This is a genomic window from Chlamydiifrater volucris, from assembly GCF_902806995.1.
GTDB lineage: Bacteria > Chlamydiota > Chlamydiia > Chlamydiales > Chlamydiaceae > Chlamydiifrater > Chlamydiifrater volucris.
The window spans coordinates 554,401-571,689 of sequence record NZ_LR777654.1 but is presented as its reverse complement, the minus strand read 5'-3'; the positions used below and the strand labels follow the sequence as shown (position 1 = coordinate 571,689).

General features: G+C 39.6%; 13 protein-coding genes. 5 read left to right on the top strand and 8 right to left on the bottom strand.

Features of this window, described 5'->3' with window-relative positions; genetic code table 11:
- Positions 1–254 precede the first annotated feature (254 nt).
- The 3 genes from KJA62_RS02445 to KJA62_RS02435 all read left to right on the top strand — a co-directional run bounded on the left by KJA62_RS02445 (position 255) and on the right by KJA62_RS02435 (position 3,733).
- Positions 255–1,187: a hypothetical protein gene (locus KJA62_RS02445; RefSeq protein WP_213318445.1), complete on the top strand. Its 933-nt coding sequence runs from the start codon at positions 255–257 to the stop codon at positions 1,185–1,187.
- Positions 1,184–1,894: an SAM-dependent methyltransferase gene (locus KJA62_RS02440; RefSeq protein WP_213318444.1), complete on the top strand. Its 711-nt coding sequence runs from the start codon at positions 1,184–1,186 to the stop codon at positions 1,892–1,894. Before KJA62_RS02445 ends, KJA62_RS02440 begins: the two co-directional genes overlap by 4 nt.
- Positions 1,895–1,978: 84 nt before the next feature.
- The gene (locus KJA62_RS02435) at positions 1,979–3,733 is read left to right on the top strand and encodes a hypothetical protein (protein WP_213318443.1); all 1,755 of its coding nucleotides are present in this window, start codon (positions 1,979–1,981) and stop codon (positions 3,731–3,733) included.
- Between the two features lie 32 nt (positions 3,734–3,765).
- On the opposite strand, the gene KJA62_RS02430 is transcribed toward KJA62_RS02435, so the two are convergent.
- The 4 genes from KJA62_RS02430 to KJA62_RS02415 form a co-directional block, all read right to left on the bottom strand.
- On the bottom strand, positions 3,766–5,337 hold the full coding sequence (locus tag KJA62_RS02430; protein ID WP_213318442.1) for a hypothetical protein: 1,572 nt from the start codon (positions 5,335–5,337) through the stop codon (positions 3,766–3,768).
- 9 nt (positions 5,338–5,346) lie between these two features.
- Positions 5,347–6,888, bottom strand: a complete 1,542-nt coding sequence (locus KJA62_RS02425) for a hypothetical protein (protein ID WP_213318441.1) — start codon at positions 6,886–6,888, stop codon at positions 5,347–5,349.
- Between the two features lie 100 nt (positions 6,889–6,988).
- Complete coding sequence (gene hemW / locus KJA62_RS02420; RefSeq protein ID WP_213318440.1) at positions 6,989–8,110, bottom strand: radical SAM family heme chaperone HemW; 1,122 nt, start codon at positions 8,108–8,110, stop codon at positions 6,989–6,991.
- Positions 8,094–8,534, bottom strand: coding sequence for a hypothetical protein (locus tag KJA62_RS02415; protein WP_213318439.1), 441 nt, complete (start codon positions 8,532–8,534; stop codon positions 8,094–8,096). The genes hemW and KJA62_RS02415 overlap by 17 nt, the downstream gene beginning before the upstream one ends.
- 161 nt (positions 8,535–8,695) lie before the next feature.
- On the opposite strand from KJA62_RS02415, the gene KJA62_RS02410 reads away from it, so the two are divergent.
- Complete coding sequence (locus KJA62_RS02410) at positions 8,696–11,461, top strand: 2-oxoglutarate dehydrogenase E1 component (protein WP_213318949.1); 2,766 nt, start codon at positions 8,696–8,698, stop codon at positions 11,459–11,461.
- Positions 11,462–11,469: 8 nt separating this feature from the next.
- The gene (odhB, locus tag KJA62_RS02405) at positions 11,470–12,663 is read left to right on the top strand and encodes a 2-oxoglutarate dehydrogenase complex dihydrolipoyllysine-residue succinyltransferase (protein WP_213318438.1); all 1,194 of its coding nucleotides are present in this window, start codon (positions 11,470–11,472) and stop codon (positions 12,661–12,663) included.
- Here odhB and pgeF read toward each other — a convergent pair.
- The 4 genes from pgeF to KJA62_RS02385 form a co-directional block, all read right to left on the bottom strand.
- Positions 12,660–13,415: a peptidoglycan editing factor PgeF gene (gene pgeF, locus KJA62_RS02400; RefSeq protein WP_213318437.1), complete on the bottom strand. Its 756-nt coding sequence runs from the start codon at positions 13,413–13,415 to the stop codon at positions 12,660–12,662. The two genes, odhB and pgeF, sit on opposite strands and share 4 nt — an antisense overlap.
- A gap of 135 nt (positions 13,416–13,550) precedes the next feature.
- Positions 13,551–15,413, bottom strand: a complete 1,863-nt coding sequence (ispG, locus tag KJA62_RS02395) for a (E)-4-hydroxy-3-methylbut-2-enyl-diphosphate synthase (protein WP_213318436.1) — start codon at positions 15,411–15,413, stop codon at positions 13,551–13,553.
- Between the two features lie 186 nt (positions 15,414–15,599).
- Positions 15,600–16,862 carry a hypothetical protein gene (locus KJA62_RS02390; protein ID WP_213318435.1) on the bottom strand — a complete coding sequence of 421 codons (1,263 nt, stop codon included), beginning with the start codon at positions 16,860–16,862 and terminating at the stop codon, positions 15,600–15,602.
- A 27-nt stretch (positions 16,863–16,889) separates the two neighbouring features.
- Positions 16,890–17,225, bottom strand: coding sequence for a hypothetical protein (locus tag KJA62_RS02385; RefSeq protein ID WP_213318434.1), 336 nt, complete (start codon positions 17,223–17,225; stop codon positions 16,890–16,892).
- Positions 17,226–17,289 lie beyond the last annotated feature (64 nt).

Below are 17,289 nucleotides of genomic sequence, written 5' to 3'. Positions count from 1 at the left end.
TTGAATTATAAAATATACACTGAGATTAGTATCAATTAAAGGCGTTGAATTTAATAAGTTATAAAAATTATCCTCCTTGGTGAGGATATTTGCCTTTTGTTAGATCCTTTAAGCGTAGTCGAAAGTGTCTTTGAGTGTTTGGATCTTTGGATGATCCTGTAAGGTTTTGGAGTGTTTTTAAGGTCAAAGGGTCCACGTTTAATATGTTCTCAGAGGGAATATTTTTTAAGAAAGTTGCTAAGGAATAGAGAGTTGTGACAGCAATATCAAAAGGTAAAACTTCTTTAGAGAAAATAAAGGAAATTCCTCCGGTTTTTCTAATAGGAGGGAACATAGAAGGGGAAGAGTCTATTCTTTTAGATTCTCTAGGAGTTAAGGATTGCAAGGTATTCTTCGGGGACGGGCTTTCTGTGGATTCTATAACTAGTTTCACGGAAAGTTATGGGTTTTTTGCTACACCAAAATTTATAGCTATTTTTAAGGCTGAAAGCTTACCCAAACCCACGGTAGCCTATATTCTTGAATACGCACAAAGACCCAATAGAGCAGTGTCTTTGTGCCTTTTTACAGCTAAAAAAGCTTTTTATGAGTCTTTGGAGGGCAATACTGGCCCTTTTTTTGCCTCTTTAAGTCTTTTTGGAGAATGGTCTTCTGAAAAAGAGAAAAGAGTTATCAAGGTTTTTCAAGAGATATTAAGTGAAAGGAAGATTACTTGTTTGTCTTCTACTCTTCAACTTTTTCTTTCCCGTTGCGGGGATATGGAGTTTCACGGAGTGAAACAGGAATTTGAGAAGCTTCTTTGTGCTATAGGAGATAAGCAACATCTTGAGGCTTCTGATGTTAATACGTTTACAGATTATCAAGAGAAACTGTCGTTATGGGTCTTTAGAAATGCCTTATTTCAAGGGGCTAGAGTGACAGCAGCAAGGGCTTACCGGTCTCTTTGTGATAAAGGTGAGGAGCCTTTAGGATTAATAGCTTTTTTGCGCAGTCAGTGCTTAATTGGTCTTAAGTATTTTGATGAGAAGGTAAGTAGTAGCGATAAGAAGTTTGCTATCTACGTGGAGTTCGGAAAGGAGGCTCTTGTTCAAACTTTAGCATATCTTTTTTATGCTGAGGGTCAGATAAAAAGTGGCGTTGAACCTTCCGTTGTAATGTCAATGCTAATTACAAGGATGACAAAGTGACTTTGTATTTATTCCCAAATACTTTAGGTAGTCGAAGAGTCTCAGATTTGCCTTCTTCTATGGGAGAGGCGGTTAAAAAAATCAATGGACTTATTGCAGAAAGTGATAAAGGAGGGCGATCTTTTTTGAGATTATGGGGGATACCTGAGATTCATAAGGTTCCTCTCGCGATTCTTCCGAAAAAACCTTCTAGTAAAAAGGATTACGACTTTTATTTGCAGCCTATCATAGAGAACAACGAAAATTGGGGGATTGTTTCTGATGCGGGGTTGCCATGTATTGCGGATCCGGGTGCTCTTCTTGTTGCTAGAGCAAGAGAGTGTGGTATTGCAGTACAAGGGTTTTCTGGGCCTTGTTCTATAACGCTGTCCTTAATGTTATCAGGTCTTCCTGGACAAACTTTTTCTTTCTTAGGATATTTACCCAAATCCCCTAAGGATAGAGAAAAAATTTTTGCGTCTGCCACCAGGACAAAAGGAGAAACAAAGATTTTTATTGAGGCTCCTTATAGAAATGTCCACACTTTTAGAACAGCTATAGCGTTTTTGCCTACGCAGTCACTTCTCTGCGTGGCTTCGGATTTATCCACGGAGAATGAGTTTGTGTGCACTCGTTCTGTAGGGCAATGGCGATCTTATAAGGATCTGGATAATGTATGTGAACGTATATCCAAAACACCTACTATTTTTCTTTTTCATATTTTTTAATTTTTTTGTTTGTTTTGATCTTTGTTTTAAAAATTAATTAATTTTTGTATTTGTTTTTATAAAATTAATTAAGGTTTTTACATTATGGTCAACAAAAATGATTCTGAAGAGAGTGTTCTGCTTGACGCCTCTTTTAAAGAAAACTCGCGAAAATTGGATATTCAACAATCAACAGAAGAAGGTGCAAATGGAACAGATTCAGGGAGCGAAGGTGGAGATCCTGTTCCTCCGGAACCTAATACTCCAGAACAATTTTTTGTCACGACAGACGAATCAGTCGAATCTTATGTTGATATTAATATGAATTTTCTTCGAGTGAGTAATGTAGGAGCTCCTACTGAATTAGAACATGAGGAAAGATCAGGAGTTGCGGATGAGGAGGTGCGAACGTACTCAAGAGATGCTGTTCGACTGGCAGATACTAAGAATCTTCTTTTGCGTCCAGAATATGCATCAAATATTCAGTGTTTGATGCTGAAGGGTGGAACTATGCAAGGTGACATAGACATGGGAGATAATGGGATTACAGGAATAGATGATTATTACTATTCAGGAGAACCAACAGCAATTGCTTCTGGAGCTGCTCTTGAGACAGCAGTTCTTGATTATGCTGGGTCTTGGTTGTCTGCTAAGAAAGAACTTCAGACTTTGAAAGAAAATGGGATGGATGAATTGATCAAGGATTTAGGGTTTCAAAATGGAGAAATTACAACTCCAAATGGAGAAACATGTAAACTTCTTTTAAGGGATGGAAAAAGTACAATGACAGGAGATCTTGTTTTTATTGATCAAGATCTTGTTGGTGGTCCCGTGGATGATGTTCCAGAGGGTGGAGGAAATGGAGGTTCTGGAGAAGGAAGTGATGATTCTGAAGAAGTGATTAGTGGTAACGCAGAGGAAGGTATAGGAAATGAAAATGGTGAAGAGGTTGGCGATGGAACTGAAGCTGAGGAAGAGGTTCCTACGGAGCCTATAAGGAATCCTACAATAACTAATATCAAGACCCCAGAGAAAGATACAGACATTGTGACTAGACGATGTATAGATCTTATGCTTGGTAAGCTTCCCTTAAGTGGCGGAACAGTTTTAGGTGATATTGATGCTAACAACTACAGCATTACTAATTTAAAAATAGATAATTCATTAATAACTACAGATGCTTCACCTAATCCAATGGAGATGCTTTCTGAATGCTTGGATGGGTTGAACGTAGAAGAAGAAATAAAAGGGTCTGATTTTTCCAAATTTTTTATTGAAAATGAATTAGATGATTCATCGTTGGTATCGGTTTCAAGTGTTATAAGGTCTTTTGAACGAAAATACACACTAAATTACTTATGTTGCGGTCTTAATATAAAAGATCAGTCAGGGCAATTCTTTGGCAAAGAGTTTGTCTACAATGATTTAGAGAAATGTGTTGGTTCTTCTGGTAGTTCTAATTATTGGGAAGTTTCGACAGAATTCCCAGAAACTCTTAAAATAAAAAAAGCTGGAGTTTATTTGTTAACCCTCACCATCTCTTCCATTACAACCGATCAGACGAGGATTGATTCAGAATGTACACTGAGTTTAATTGGTAATTCTGGAGAATCTGTAGGGGATGTTTTAGCTAAATTTTTCTTAGAGCCCGAGGGATCAGCCTCAGTTACTGTCCTCGTATACGTTGAGCCTAGCTACCTTGGAATTCAAGAAGAAAGGAATATAGGATCAGAAGCCAGGGTTCTTATCTCTTTGGATGGTACAACCTCTTTAGGAAAGGCTTTATGGCAGATTAGTTATATAGAAGATGTTTCTGAAAATCAAAGCTCTATAGAGAGCAATCGTGCAATGGTTGCGTAAAACGATAAGGGATCGTAGGATCCCTTGCCATTTTAAGAAGGAGTATAGTTTAGAGGAAATGGTCTAACCAATAGGTTCCAATTACTGTACTCTATTTTTACACTAGAATCAAATTCAAGGTATAGCGAATAAATACCAGAATTTCTCTCGGTTTGAGATGAATTTAGGGAGGTAGGAGGAATAGGAATTTGGCAGGAAAGAGAAATGGAGCATTCGTTTATTGGATAAGTTGCAATTATGCTTGCGTCTGGTTCAGGTTCTGGAATTGGTGCAGTTTCGCCTGTGTCAGGGTCTGGGGAGCGTTTTTTATTCGCATCTTTTGTTTTCTCAGGAATTATGGGTGCCATTAGCTTTAATGTAAGTTTTCCATATGATCTGGTTGTCTCTGTGGGTGCAATGTCATAAAGGACTTTGTTGCTTGCTTTTTTTTTCGATTCATTTTTGATTTCTTCGGGTAGGTTAATAGAGACAATGGCTGTCCAGTAGAGAGTGTAAAATACGTTTGGTCTCAGTTGTAGTGCTGTTCCAAGCGCGGAAGTGTATTTGTAAATATCTGGAGATTGGTTATTGACGCCTACTCCCCAGTTGAAAAGCCCATTTTCAAGTATGTAGGTTATTCCTTCATTAATCACGGACATGAATGAGAATTTTGGTCCAGGAAGTCTCTGTTTAATAAACTCTAGATTTGATGCATAGTGAGATTCCGTAGTTGTAGGAGTTTTTAAGTTGATAATACTTCCAGACATTTTTGAATAAGTTGGTGTAGCATTGTCAGATTTTTTTGAAAGAGAAAGATTTCCTCTCATGATGCATCCTCCACAAGCAAACTTTGTTCTTAGATAACCCAAAGAAGCTGCATCAAATTCTTTTTGCGGTGACATTGGAAGTCCCCGTACAGACTTACCCCCCATATCTAAATTTCCTGACATTTTATCTCCAGCTACTGCTACGTATGGAATTTCTATAGTTTCATTAGCTTTGGTAGTCGCATGTAGCTCCATGTCAATTTGTGAACTATTGGTTTTGGATACCCTTTTCAGGCCAGGATCTGATATAGCCAATGTCATCCCTTCTAGGGGTGAGGATGTTTCATTGTCAGGTTCTGGCGGTGACTTTATTCCTAGGAGGTTTTCTAGTTTTTCTATGTTGGGGTTTAATTCACGGATAGTATTTTCGACTTGATTAAGATAGGAATCATTCTCAATAGCGCTTACGGTATTTATTACGCTAGCAGCGTTGATAGCTGAGTTTTTCTCTTTGTCTGGTAGTTGTTCGATGGTTCTAGGAGCATTTTTGTCTTCCATAGGGAATTGTACTTTTTTGATTGAAAAGTTTCCAATGTTTATTTCTCCGTTCATCCTACCTCCTTTTGTGGATAGGTAACCTGTTTCTTTATCATTTTTGTCCAAGAACTTCGACTTTAAGTATCCCCATGATACTAGATCATTGCTATACAGAGGTTCTCCTAATCTAGTGATTTTTTTATTTTTTACACTCAAGGGGTTGTGTAGAGAAATATTTGTTGAGTTGGCCTCTACGAAATGAGAATTTATCGGAAAAGTTTCAATTATTTGGCTAGAACGATTTTTTTTTCTTTTTTTCATAGCAACACCTTAAAAGTTTAAGACAGATAATTGCCAATTTATTTGAGATGCGGATATTGATTTCTGCTTAGGGGAGATTTTTATTAATTTTTCGTGATTTTCTGGAAGAGAAGGTTCTGAGGTTTCCGTAATTGGCGGAATTTCACCAAGAAATAGTTCCAAGAAATATTCTTGCTTACTATTTTGGATGGAATAAGTTTTGTCGATATCCAAAGGGATTTGGCAAAAAAAAGATGTGCTGCGACCTACCGCTCTACAAGAAAATACTCTAGTTTTAACGGCGTTATCAATTTCTGCAGCAAACATAGTTGGACCTGATTCAGGAGGAACAGTAGGATTTTCTGGCGGAGTATAAGGACGATAAACAAGAAAAACAGAGAGAAAAAGGTTATCTTCATAGTTTATTTCAGAAGCATAGAACCCCGACCATGTTAACAAAAATAATCCTCTGTTTAGTAAAGCGATAGACTTTGAATTAGTAGACTGGGTAGTTTCGAAAGAGGGATACGAATCCTCATTGAGCAGAAAGAAGATATCAGCGGACTTTGATCTAATAATTTTTGTGCGTTCTGGGTTCCAGATAAAGTTCTCGTTGATATTTAACGTTGTTATTTTTGACGAGTCTGTGGAAATGGATCCGGACATAAACGGATGGGTATACTTGGATAAAGCTGTTTTTAATGTCGCCGTGCTGGCTCCATTTGAATACTTCTCTTTATTGGAGATGTCATTAATCTGGGTCACTCCCAATATGGAGTTTTTATTCATATCCAAATTGCCAATCAGTTTATTAGTAATTGTATTGGTTTCTTCTCCTGTCTTTGCTTCTGGTTGGGGCTCTGTTTTCGCCATAGTTAGGAGATTTTGTTCTAAGTATTGCTTGCATACAGCTTCATCATTCTCCTTAGGTTCAGTGAATAATCCTGTCACTGTATTTTGATTCATATCCAAACTTCCAGTCATCTCACCCCCGGACGTAGGCACGTAATTTCCCCCAGGGAGAATAGCTTTTGAAGAGGTTGAAGAATCGTCATTAGAGCTAACGAATCCAACTATATGTTTAATGTTATTAACTCTGTTGATTAGGTTATTGATTTGTTCTGTACTTTTGTTGATTTTTTCATTACTTCTTAGAGGTTCACAGCTTTTTTTTAGATACTCTATATTCACAGCATTTTTTGAAGTGTCTTCAGGATTTTCTCCCTCTCTTTGAACAGGTGAATTTGGAGTAGTTTCTGAATCTTTCGGTACTTCTGGAGCTTTAAGTTGGTATATTTTGTGATGTTCCATGTCAATAGGACCCGACATGGTTCCTCCTGAAATAGGAAGGTAGGTGTTATTATCTTCTCCAATTACTGTGAAATTTTCTTTTAGATAGCTGTATGGAACGGCATCACCATCATTTTCTGGATCTCCTAAATTAGTTATTTTTTGTCCATTCATGCTCAAGGGGTTATTAAAAGAAGCTTCCTGAGCATTAATTTGGATAGTTCCTTTTTTAGGAGCTATGGATCGAGTATTTGTTTGGCTTGTTTTTTTTGTTTTCTTCATTTTTGAATTTTAAATTTTTATTAAAAATAATTTTTATTTTTAACAAAACTTTTTAAAAGTAAATTCAAAAATAAAATTAGTTTTATTGTTTTGTTTGTGATTAAAAATTCATAATTTCTGAGGCAATAGTATCATGAAAAAGGAAGCCTTTGGGAGTTAAACGAAAGAAACCGCCTTCTTGAGTAAAGAAAGAGGAATCGGGGAATTTCTTTGTTAATAGAAAGAATAGCTTTGGCGGGAAATCAGAAAGGCGAGCCCCTTGGGTTGTTCGTAAGCGTAGGCAGAGAGACTCTTTGATGCGTTCTTCTGGAGTTAAGGTTTCAGAAAATTCTTCCAGAGGCAGGTCTTGAAAAATGGCGCGCATGTAGCGGGATAGCCGAGAATGATTTTTAGATCGAATATGATTTAAATATTGTGAAGCGGAAACTCCTAATCCAAGGAAAGGACGCTCTGTCCAGTAACCCATATTGTGTATGCTTAAAAATCCTCTCTTAGCGTATGAAGCAATTTCGTATTGATGAAATCCTTCAGTCTCCAATATCGCCTTTGCTTTGATGCTCATGGCGGCTAATGTCTCTTCATTGACTATTCTAGAAAGGATATTTTTTCTGTACTTGTAGAATACGGTATGAGGATCTATTGTTAAGTTGTATATTGAGGTGTGGGTGATAGGTAGTTTGGCTATAGCAGCGATATCTTGGCAAAAAGTATCCAGCGACTGATCTGGTAGTCCGTAGAGCATATCCAAAGATATGTTAGGAATATTGCCCATTAAGCAAGTCTCTACTGATCGTATAGCTGCTTCTGCGTTATGAGTTCTTCCTAATGTAGGTAATAAGGAATTATTAAGGGTTTGTATTCCAATGCTTACTCTAGAGACGCCTGCTGATTGAATATCTCGAACAAATTGTGTAGATAAAGCTTCGGGGTTGGCTTCTAGAGTGATTTCTTGAGCATCTTGAGCAAAAGTTTCTATGATAGAGGCTATATGGTGGGGAGGAAGTAGAGAGGGAGTCCCCCCTCCGAAAAACAGAGAGACCACTCGGTATTCGTCCTGGAGCAAAGAGAACTTTTTCTTGCCTTCACGAAGAATTGCCTCAGTATACGGAGAGAGAAGGGACTCCCTATAAGGGATAGTATAGAAGCTACAATAATGACACTTTTTAAGGCAAAAGGGAATATGAATATATACCGAAAGCTCTCGCTTACCACTCGTTGGCATCTGGATCTATGATACCGCCTCTTCTCCATCGATTTCTGTCGCTGAAAGGATCTTCATCATCAACGAAATCTAGGTCAATATTATTATCCTCTCGTTCATCTTCCGATAAGTCAAGCTCCACAGTTTCCCCAGCTTCGATATCGATTTCGGTATCGGTTGTGTCAGCGAACTCTATATCAGAAATGCTTGGGCCTTCTGGATAGACAGTCTTTGCTGCATTTCGTCTTGGGGTGACATATTCCTCAATTTCGCCACTCTCCTTCAGAAGCTGCAAACGCTCTTTTTCCTCTTGAATTTTCATTTCTAGAGTACGGATCTCTTCCTTATGGCGATCTATTTCTTTTTTGGGGACTAAGCCAAGCTGCATCCACTGGGTCAAATCGTTGAGTTCAGATTCTAACTTTTTCAAACGTTCGCTTTTCATTCGGACATTTTCCATTTGTTTAGTCACTAAGACGATGTACTCGCTTGGCCAATTTTTTTTCAACAGAGTAGAAAGCAGCCAACCACAAACTTTGTTTTTTGAATAAAGAAAAATTTGGTATGAGTCGAGACACTGAATTAGCGTCTTTGAGAAAGCATCATATGAATCATGAATTTTGGGAGCAAGGGAATTTCGTAGAAAGTGATTGGTTAGAGTCCATGTATGGGCAGTTTCTTCAGGGGGAGCCTATTCATTCGTCATGGAAGCATTTTTTTTCTGGCTATCAGATGGGAATTGCTACTTGGTCAGAAAGCTCTTATTTGGAAGAAAAATTGAAAGATAAGAGTGCTGTTGATTCCAAGGAGATAAATGAGCTTTTGGCGGAAAAAAGAGGCCAATTGTTGATAAATGTCTATCGATCCTATGGATACCTACAGAGCCGTGTGTCTCCGTTGACATCTTATACGCCTTCTTCGTTTCTTTCTGAGAAATTGAATCCTTTGAACTTGAATGATGAGGTCTCTTCTTTCGGATTGCTTTCTGAAAAGAAAGTGTCTGCTAAGCGGTTGATGGAGAGGCTGGAAGAAATTTACTGTGGTCCACTGGCGGTGGAAACTATTACATGCTCTCCAGAAGTTCAGGAACATGTGTGGAACTTGATGGAAAAAACTTCCCGGCTTTTTTCTCAAGAAGACCTTTTAGAAAGCTATAGGGATATTTGCAAAGCTAGTTTTTTTGAAGAGTTTCTGCACGTAAAATTCACTGGGCAAAAAAGATTCTCTCTTGAAGGGGGGGAAGCTTTAGTTCCTATGCTTGAGTATCTAGTGAGTGTTGGGAGCGGCTCTCAAAAAAATTGCCCTATTGTTGAATATGTTTTTGGTATGAGTCATAGGGGGCGTCTGAATGTTCTTACAAACGTAATGTCTAAACCTAGTCGATACATCTTTATGGAGTTTGAGGATAACTTCAGCTACAGAGGAGTCGATAATGTAGGTGACGTGAAGTACCACAAAGGATATGTGCACAATAAGTTGGTAGATGGTAAAGAAGTTCGTTTAACGCTTCTGCCCAATCCTAGTCACTTGGAGTCTATAGATCCTGTCGTTGAAGGTGTAGTTTTAGCTAAACAAAAACAATCAACCCTAGAAGAAAAGCAAACTTTAGCTGTTTTAATACATGGGGACGCAGCTTTTTCTGGTCAAGGAGTGGTTTATGAAACGTTGCAGCTGAGTGCTGTCCCTGGGTATGCTACCTCAGGAAGTTTGCATATTGTTGTCAACAACGGTATAGGGTTTACCGCCATGCCTAAAGAGTCTAGGTCTACTCCTTATTGCACGGATGTTGCCAAAATGTTAGGGGTACCAGTGTTTAGAGTTAATGGCAACGATATCCCTTCTGCTATGTTAGCAATATCCTTTGCTTTGGATGTCCGAAATAACTTTGGTTGTGATGTTATCATAGATCTTTGCTGCTATAGAAAGCACGGACATAATGAAAGTGATGATCCTTCTGTGACTGCACCTAGTTTATATCAAGGCATTTCTCAACAACCTACAGTCAGAGAACTCTTTCGTGAAAAATTGATACATGCTTTTGGTCAAGAGTTAGACAATCAACTCTCCTTTATTGAAGAGTCTGTACGTGCAACTTTGAAAAAAGAGTATGACATTTTTTCTAGAGATAAAGAGGTGGAGCAGTTTCCAATTTCTTCTTGTGGATTTTGTGATCGTTTATCGCAGGGGGAAATTCTCGCAGAGGTAGACACTTCATTGACATCTCAATCTATAGAATTTCTGTGTAACAAGTTGCTAGGTATCCCGGAAGGCTTCTCTCCACACAGAAAGATAAGTGCTCTTCAGGAAAAAAGATGGAAGATGCTAATAGCTAATCGAGAGCTTGACTGGGCGACCTCGGAAGCTTTAGCTTTTTCCTCTTTGCTCGTTGATGGGTATTCGTTGAGGTTATCAGGACAAGATTCTCCTAGAGGAACGTTCAGTCAACGCCAACTGATTTGGGTAGATATTAAGAATGGGAATAGATACTGCTCTTTGGAATGTTTAAGTCCTGATCAAGGCAGAGTAGAATTGTATAATTCACCGCTTTCTGAGTATGCCGTTCTGGGCTTTGAATATGGATATGCTGCGAGTGCAGAATCCACGCTAGTGCTTTGGGAGGCTCAATTTGGAGACTTTTCTAATGGCGCTCAGATTATTTTTGACCAATACATCTCTTCGGGGATTCAGAAGTGGGATTTTCATTCCAATTTGGTGTTATTGCTTCCTCATGGGTATGAGGGACAGGGGCCTGAGCATTCCTCTGCTCGAATAGAAAGATACCTTTCCTTAGCAGCAGAATGGAATTTTAAAGTGATATATCCTTCCACTCCTGTACAGTATTTCAGGGCCCTCCGACAACACATGAAAAGTAGATTGCCTGTTCCTATGGTAATATTTACCCCTAAAGGATTATTGAGGCATCCTTTGTGTGTAAGTAAAATAGAGGAGTTTTCTGATCCGGTTGGCTACCAAACGTTATTAGAAGATGATGAACAAAATACTGCTGCAACGACGTTGGTGCTATGTTCTGGTAAAATTTACTACGATTATCTAGAGGCTTTAAATAAATCTAGTCGGAAAGGGGAATTTGCTTGTATCCGTATAGAGAGTTTGTATCCTTTGGATATGACCAGGCTCATATCTCTTGTAACTAAATATCCTAGGGTCTCCAGGTATATTTGGTTGCAAGAGGAGCCTATTAATATGGGAGCGTACGATTACATATACATGTCGTTAAAAAATTTTTTAAAGGAAGAACTCTTCTTTGTAGGTAGACCAAGAAGCTCTTCTACAGCTACAGGGTCTGCCAGGTTGAGTAAGCAAGAGTTAGACACCTTAATGGAGAGACTATTTTCGTTAAAGGAACAGTAGGAGGGGAAATGGTTATAGAAATAAAAATTCCAGATATAGCCGAATCTATTAGTGAAGTAACAATTGCTGCTCTCCTTGTTTCCGAGGGCTCTTTTGTTCAAGAAAACCAGGGGATACTAGAAATCGAGAGCGATAAATTAAATCAGCAAATTTATTCCCCATCTTCTGGAAGGATTTCCTGGGAAGTTTCTCAAGGTGATGTTGTGGCTGTAGGAGCAATTGTAGGAAAATTATATTCCGAGGGGGAAGCTGGAAGTCCTTCTCAACAACAAACACACATCACAGAATCTGTAACTTCTTCAGAAGTATCTTCAGAGCGAGGTTTCTCTGATAAAGAGGTTGATCTTTCACTAACTGCTTCTAGCCCAGGGGATTTTCGAGAAGGAAGTGATAAAGTCATACCTTTTAATAGTGATGTATCCGATCAAAAGTCTGTTAAAATACAAGACCTACCGCCTCAAAGAGGGAATTTTATTCCTTTGAAGAATCTTTCTCAGGACACGGAGGACCTTGCAGAAGAAAGAACGCGTATGAGTGGTATACGAAAGACTATTTCTAAAAGGCTTGTGCAAGCTCTTCAGGAGTCAGCCATGTTGACAACATTCAATGAAATCGACATGACTGCGCTTATTCTTTTGCGTAAGGAAAAACAGGAGGAATTTGTTGCTAAGCATGGAATAAAATTAGGGTTTATGTCTTTCTTCATCAAAGCTGTTGTTGCAGCTTTAAAGGAAGTTCCTCAACTTAATGCTTATATCGACGAGGACTACATTGTTTATCGTAAATATTTTGATATTTCTGTTGCTGTAGGAACTGACAGAGGGCTGGTAGTTCCTGTGATAAAGAATTGTGATTCTCTTACTAACGCAGATATTGAGAAGACCTTGGCTAACCTTGCCACTAGAGCCAGGGAAGGAGGGCTGTCTTTAGACGATCTGAAAGGTGGTTGCTTTACTATAACTAATGGAGGGGTTTATGGATCACTTCTATCCACTCCAATTATTAACCCTCCTCAGGTAGGGATACTGGGTATGCATAAGATCGAAAAAAGGCCGGTTGTTATAGACAACGAAGTAGCCATCAGGGAAATGATGTACGTGGCATTGAGTTATGACCATCGCATTATTGACGGCAAAGAAGCCGTAACCTTCCTTGTAAAAGTCAAAGAACTTTTGGAAATGCCCGAAGTATTACTGGACTAAACAGGTTTTAATGTAACAGCCGTCCAGTTCCCTATGTAAGGGTCTCTAGGGGATTTTTTTCTTGATTGACATGGGTTTTCCTTGCAGCCCCTGCGGTAGGAAAAGAAATCTTTAGAAGAATAGGTGCAAATGTCTGACACATGTATCTGACTTTCGGGAACTCCTAGGTTCTTAATTTGTAATTTAGCTATAGCCTTAAGGTCAAAAAGACAACCAGGAGACATAAACTTCTGAAAATATTTAGGAAAAATTTCTTTGTAGGAAAGAAACTCCGAAGCATTAAGGCCCAAACTAGGGCCAATGAAGACCACTAAATCCTCTGGATTAGAGAGAAACCTTTTCCGCATAGCATTGACAGTCACCGTGTAGATCCCCGCAACCAATCCTCTCCATCCACAATGCACATTGGCTATGACGTGTTTGCGCTTATCATAAAATACCGTGGCTTGACAATCTGCGTGCTTGATAAGGAGAGATATCCCTGGTGTACTTGTATACATGGCATCCCCTATGGAGAAGGGAGAGCAGATAAGCTCCGCTTCACGAACTGTCGTGCTGTGACTTTGATGTAAACTTCTATAAAATTTTCCCGGACATAAAGCTAACATTTCCTCAGGGGTTATGTAGTCTGTCTGCACAGGAGAGCTGGAGGTCCGGATCTGTTTAGGAAAGATTTTGACATCTATAGGGAACTCTTTGAGCGAAGAGACAGAGAAGTAACGGAAACCATCTTTTTCTTGCGAACTGATCATGGGACACTCTCCTAGCGCACGTGTTTTTGGGAGTAGAAGGCAGCCGAAGCAATATTGCTATTTTCGGATTTGTTTGAGAACCTATATTTTATAATAAAAATAAAAGAGTTTGATTGCCAATTGATTGAAACATTTTTAATCCTCATTAATTTCTTTTGTTTCATGCTCAGGTTCTACCCATACGTTGTGCTCCTTTAGCAACTGTATAAGTGCTTCCTCAGCTTCTTCCATGGGGATGTCTCTTCGAACAGGGGTATGTTTGACGTACAGGTCAATGAGACCAGGCTTTGATCCAATGAAGCCAAAATCAGCATCGGCCAGCTCTCCAGGGCCATTAACCACACAGCCCATGACAGCAATTTTTAATCCCGATAAATGAGACGTAAGAGATTGTATTCTTTCAGTTACGGAGGGGAGATCAAAGAGCGTACGTCCACACGATGGGCAAGAAATCATTTCAGCTGCAGAAGAACGCTTTCTGGTTCCCTGTAAAATTGAGAACCCTATCCTTCTCATCAATGGTAAAGAAATGAAAGGAGCATCTAAAACAACTCCTTGAATTTGGTTGTCTATAAGAAAAGAAGAGAGATCCATAGACGCAGAAACAGCGAGTTCTAAGGGAGTTTTTGCAACAGGGTATTCCATCGCCAAAAACACTGAGGTAAAGTTGCGTGCAGCCGCCTTCCAAGATAGAAACTCTCTTACGGAAGTAATTTTGGATTCCGAGGGATAAAATACTAGTTTATCAGTGGCCATTGATAGGGTTCGTGGCCACTCTCCAGGAAAATCCCCGGATGCGGAAACAAAATCTTCTTTTGTAAACACGCGAATTCCGACTGATTGAAGCACAGACAAAGGAAGTTTGTCCAAGATAGATGACTCTACTATAATGGCGTCCGGAGAAGTAGTTGCTTTCTTATATCCATCTATTTTTTTTATAATGCCCAGATCTGAAAGGAAAGAACTCGTTACTTGCTGCGCATTGATAATAAGAAATAAAGGAAAGATGGTAGGAGAGCTTTCTTGATCATAGATCTCTAGAGTATCTTTTTGAGACCCTTCCCTGGGTGGGCAGAAACTATGCTTTGGCTGGTTTTCTATATTTTTGTGGTATTGGTCTAGTTTAGCTAATATCTCATTACACGTGGGCATTTCTACGACGGGATGGCCTGTCAGTGAACAGCGTATAGTATCGCCTATGCCCTCGATCAGGAGGGCGCCTATTCCCGTTGCAGATTTAATAGAGCCTTCCAAATCCATTCCAGCTTCAGTAACTCCGAGGTGCAAGGGATAATGCCACCCTCTGGCATCAAGTTCTTTAGCTAATAGACGATAAGACTCTGTCATAACAACAACGTTACTGGACTTAATGGAAAAAATGAGTTCGTGGAAATTTTCTTCTACACATATTTGGGTGTATTCCAGAGCAGATACTACGAGGCCCAAAGGAGTATTTCCGTACTTTTGAAGAATTCTCTCTGATAGAGAGCCATGATTAACCCCGATTCTCATAGATTTTCCCAGAGACCGGCACTTATTGACCAAAGGAAGAAACTTATTCCTAATTCTTTCAAATCCTCTTTCAAAATCCTTGTCAGACCATTTTTTTGTTTCTTCAAATAAGTAGCGCTTATCTGCATAATTGCCTGGATTGATACGAACTTTATCCACATAGTCCGCCACATGTAAAGCAGCGGGAGGGAAGAAGTGGATGTCAGCAACTAGGGGAATAGAACACTTTAGAGCATCAAGGCGCTCTTTAATTTTTTCACAAGCCTTAACTTCTTTCATACCTTGGACTGTGACTCGGGCAATCTCACAGCCTGCCTCAGCTAGATCTAAGATCTGCTTCACAGTTCCTTCAACATCATCAGTTGCAGTGTTTGTCATCGATTGAACACGAATCGGATGCTCACTGCCTACTTGGACATGGCCTACGTTTACAGATCTAGTTTTGCGACGATGGGTATTTACGGGGGACAACGTGCCTTTAAGCATAGTGACTTTTCCTTTTGATGGTTTTAAAGAAGTGGTCTCTTAGGCAATGCCAACCTCTGCCAAGACCTCTGCAGACATATTAAGAAAAAGAATAACGATAGTATCTAAGATAAGAGCCAACCCTAATAAAATTCACAGCCTGTTCACTCGCAAGAGGAACGAAAACTCCCTTCAAGCCCTCTCTCCCTAGGACCCAAGCCTTAGAGGAGGTGTGCTCACATCTACAATGATAATCAACACTTCGCTTTTAGTTTCAGTCGTCTTCGTGGCTCTCGTTATTCCGGAGAGCATAGCTGTGCGCAACATTTTTTGCCATGCCAAAGAGTCTTTGGCTCCTTGAGCATATATTCCAGATGAGATAAGGGGTGTTTGGATAATCAAGCACCCACGCTGGAGGCAAGCTTTTACACAGTTAAAGTATGCTTCTTCAACAATATGTGAAGCAATTCCCTCATCTCCTTTGATAGAAGAAGAGGAAGCCTCCGGTCCCAAAAGTTGCCCTAAAAGAGTAGGTGTTGTCAGGACTTCGCTTTCCACAAAAACTTTAGATTCCCAAAAGCCAGCTCGGAATTCCCCTACCTTCAGTGGACCATGGAGGGGAGTAGAGGATAAGGCTGCAGACTGTTTGCTAGAATCCCAGGATTTTGGGGTTACCTTAAGGGATATCGCTTTGTTAGTGCCTCCACCGCCAGGATACATTGTCGGGTTTGCTGAATTGACGATAACGGACGATTCTGTCAAAAATTTCTTTTGTACAGCTAGGCTATCTATAGAATATTTTGCTGATACAAGTTTTAAGTTTGGTATATCTTTATGAGCCCAGCAGAAGGCCTCCTTAGCCAAGCATCCCGGAGGAAGGTCCACCTTTATCCAAGAGCTAGTAGTCTTAGATCTTGGGGTTGATACTGAATGAGATTTAGGAGTTGGAGCTGATAGGGGTGTTTTTGTTATTTTTTCATCGAGAGCAGGAGTTCGTACTTTTTTCTCTTCCCTTACTACTGAAAGTGGAGTTGTTGGCAGAGTCTTTTTAGGGGTAGAAGACGGCTTAGGGACTTTGGTTGTCGGAGAAGGAGAACGTACAGAGGGAATAGTCTTTCTGTAGGAACATAGGCTCCTGTGCAAAATGATAGAGCTAATAAACACTGCTCCGGCAACCAGAGGAATTACGGCCAGAGCAGGCAGACCAAATATCACGCAAGAGGCAAATCCTACAATAAAAGTTAACATAGCTATTATGCTTACAACAAGTAAAGCAATCCTGGCTTGCAGGCGAGTATCTTTAGGTCCCGAAATGTCCTTTTTGACTGTTTTAAGCAGAGAGGATAGGCGGCTTTTAGAAACAGAAGAAGAATTCCCTTGTGATAGGAAATCTTCCGCAACGTTTTCTCCTAGCGGTAATCCAAAATCCCTAGAACCAGGATGTGCTCCAGGTTGTATATTATTGCTCATAACGAAATGCTTCCTTATTGCGTGATTTTAGGAATGGGTAGGAACTTTGGCGGCCGTCGCTTCCGATTCCTTTTTATGCATTTTTTTCGAGATCCAAATTCCAGCGATGGCAGAGGATAACATAAGATACCCCAAACTAATAGCTCCAACTAGCGTGCCAACGGAACAATAGACAATAGCCAAACTCATAGACAGTACTACGAGGGAGATGATGGCTAATTTCGGGAGAACCTCTAGAAAGAACCTCTTGGTTGCAGAAAGCACCCTTTTCCTCGAACAATTCTCTCGTGCGATATCGGGTTGGCCTGGAACCGATGAATCTGTTTGTAAACTGCTGGTATTTTTATTGCTAAAAACCTTCATAAAACTAACAAAATCAAATTACTACAGTGGTAATTATACCGATTTTTTTTGTTTTTAACAAAAA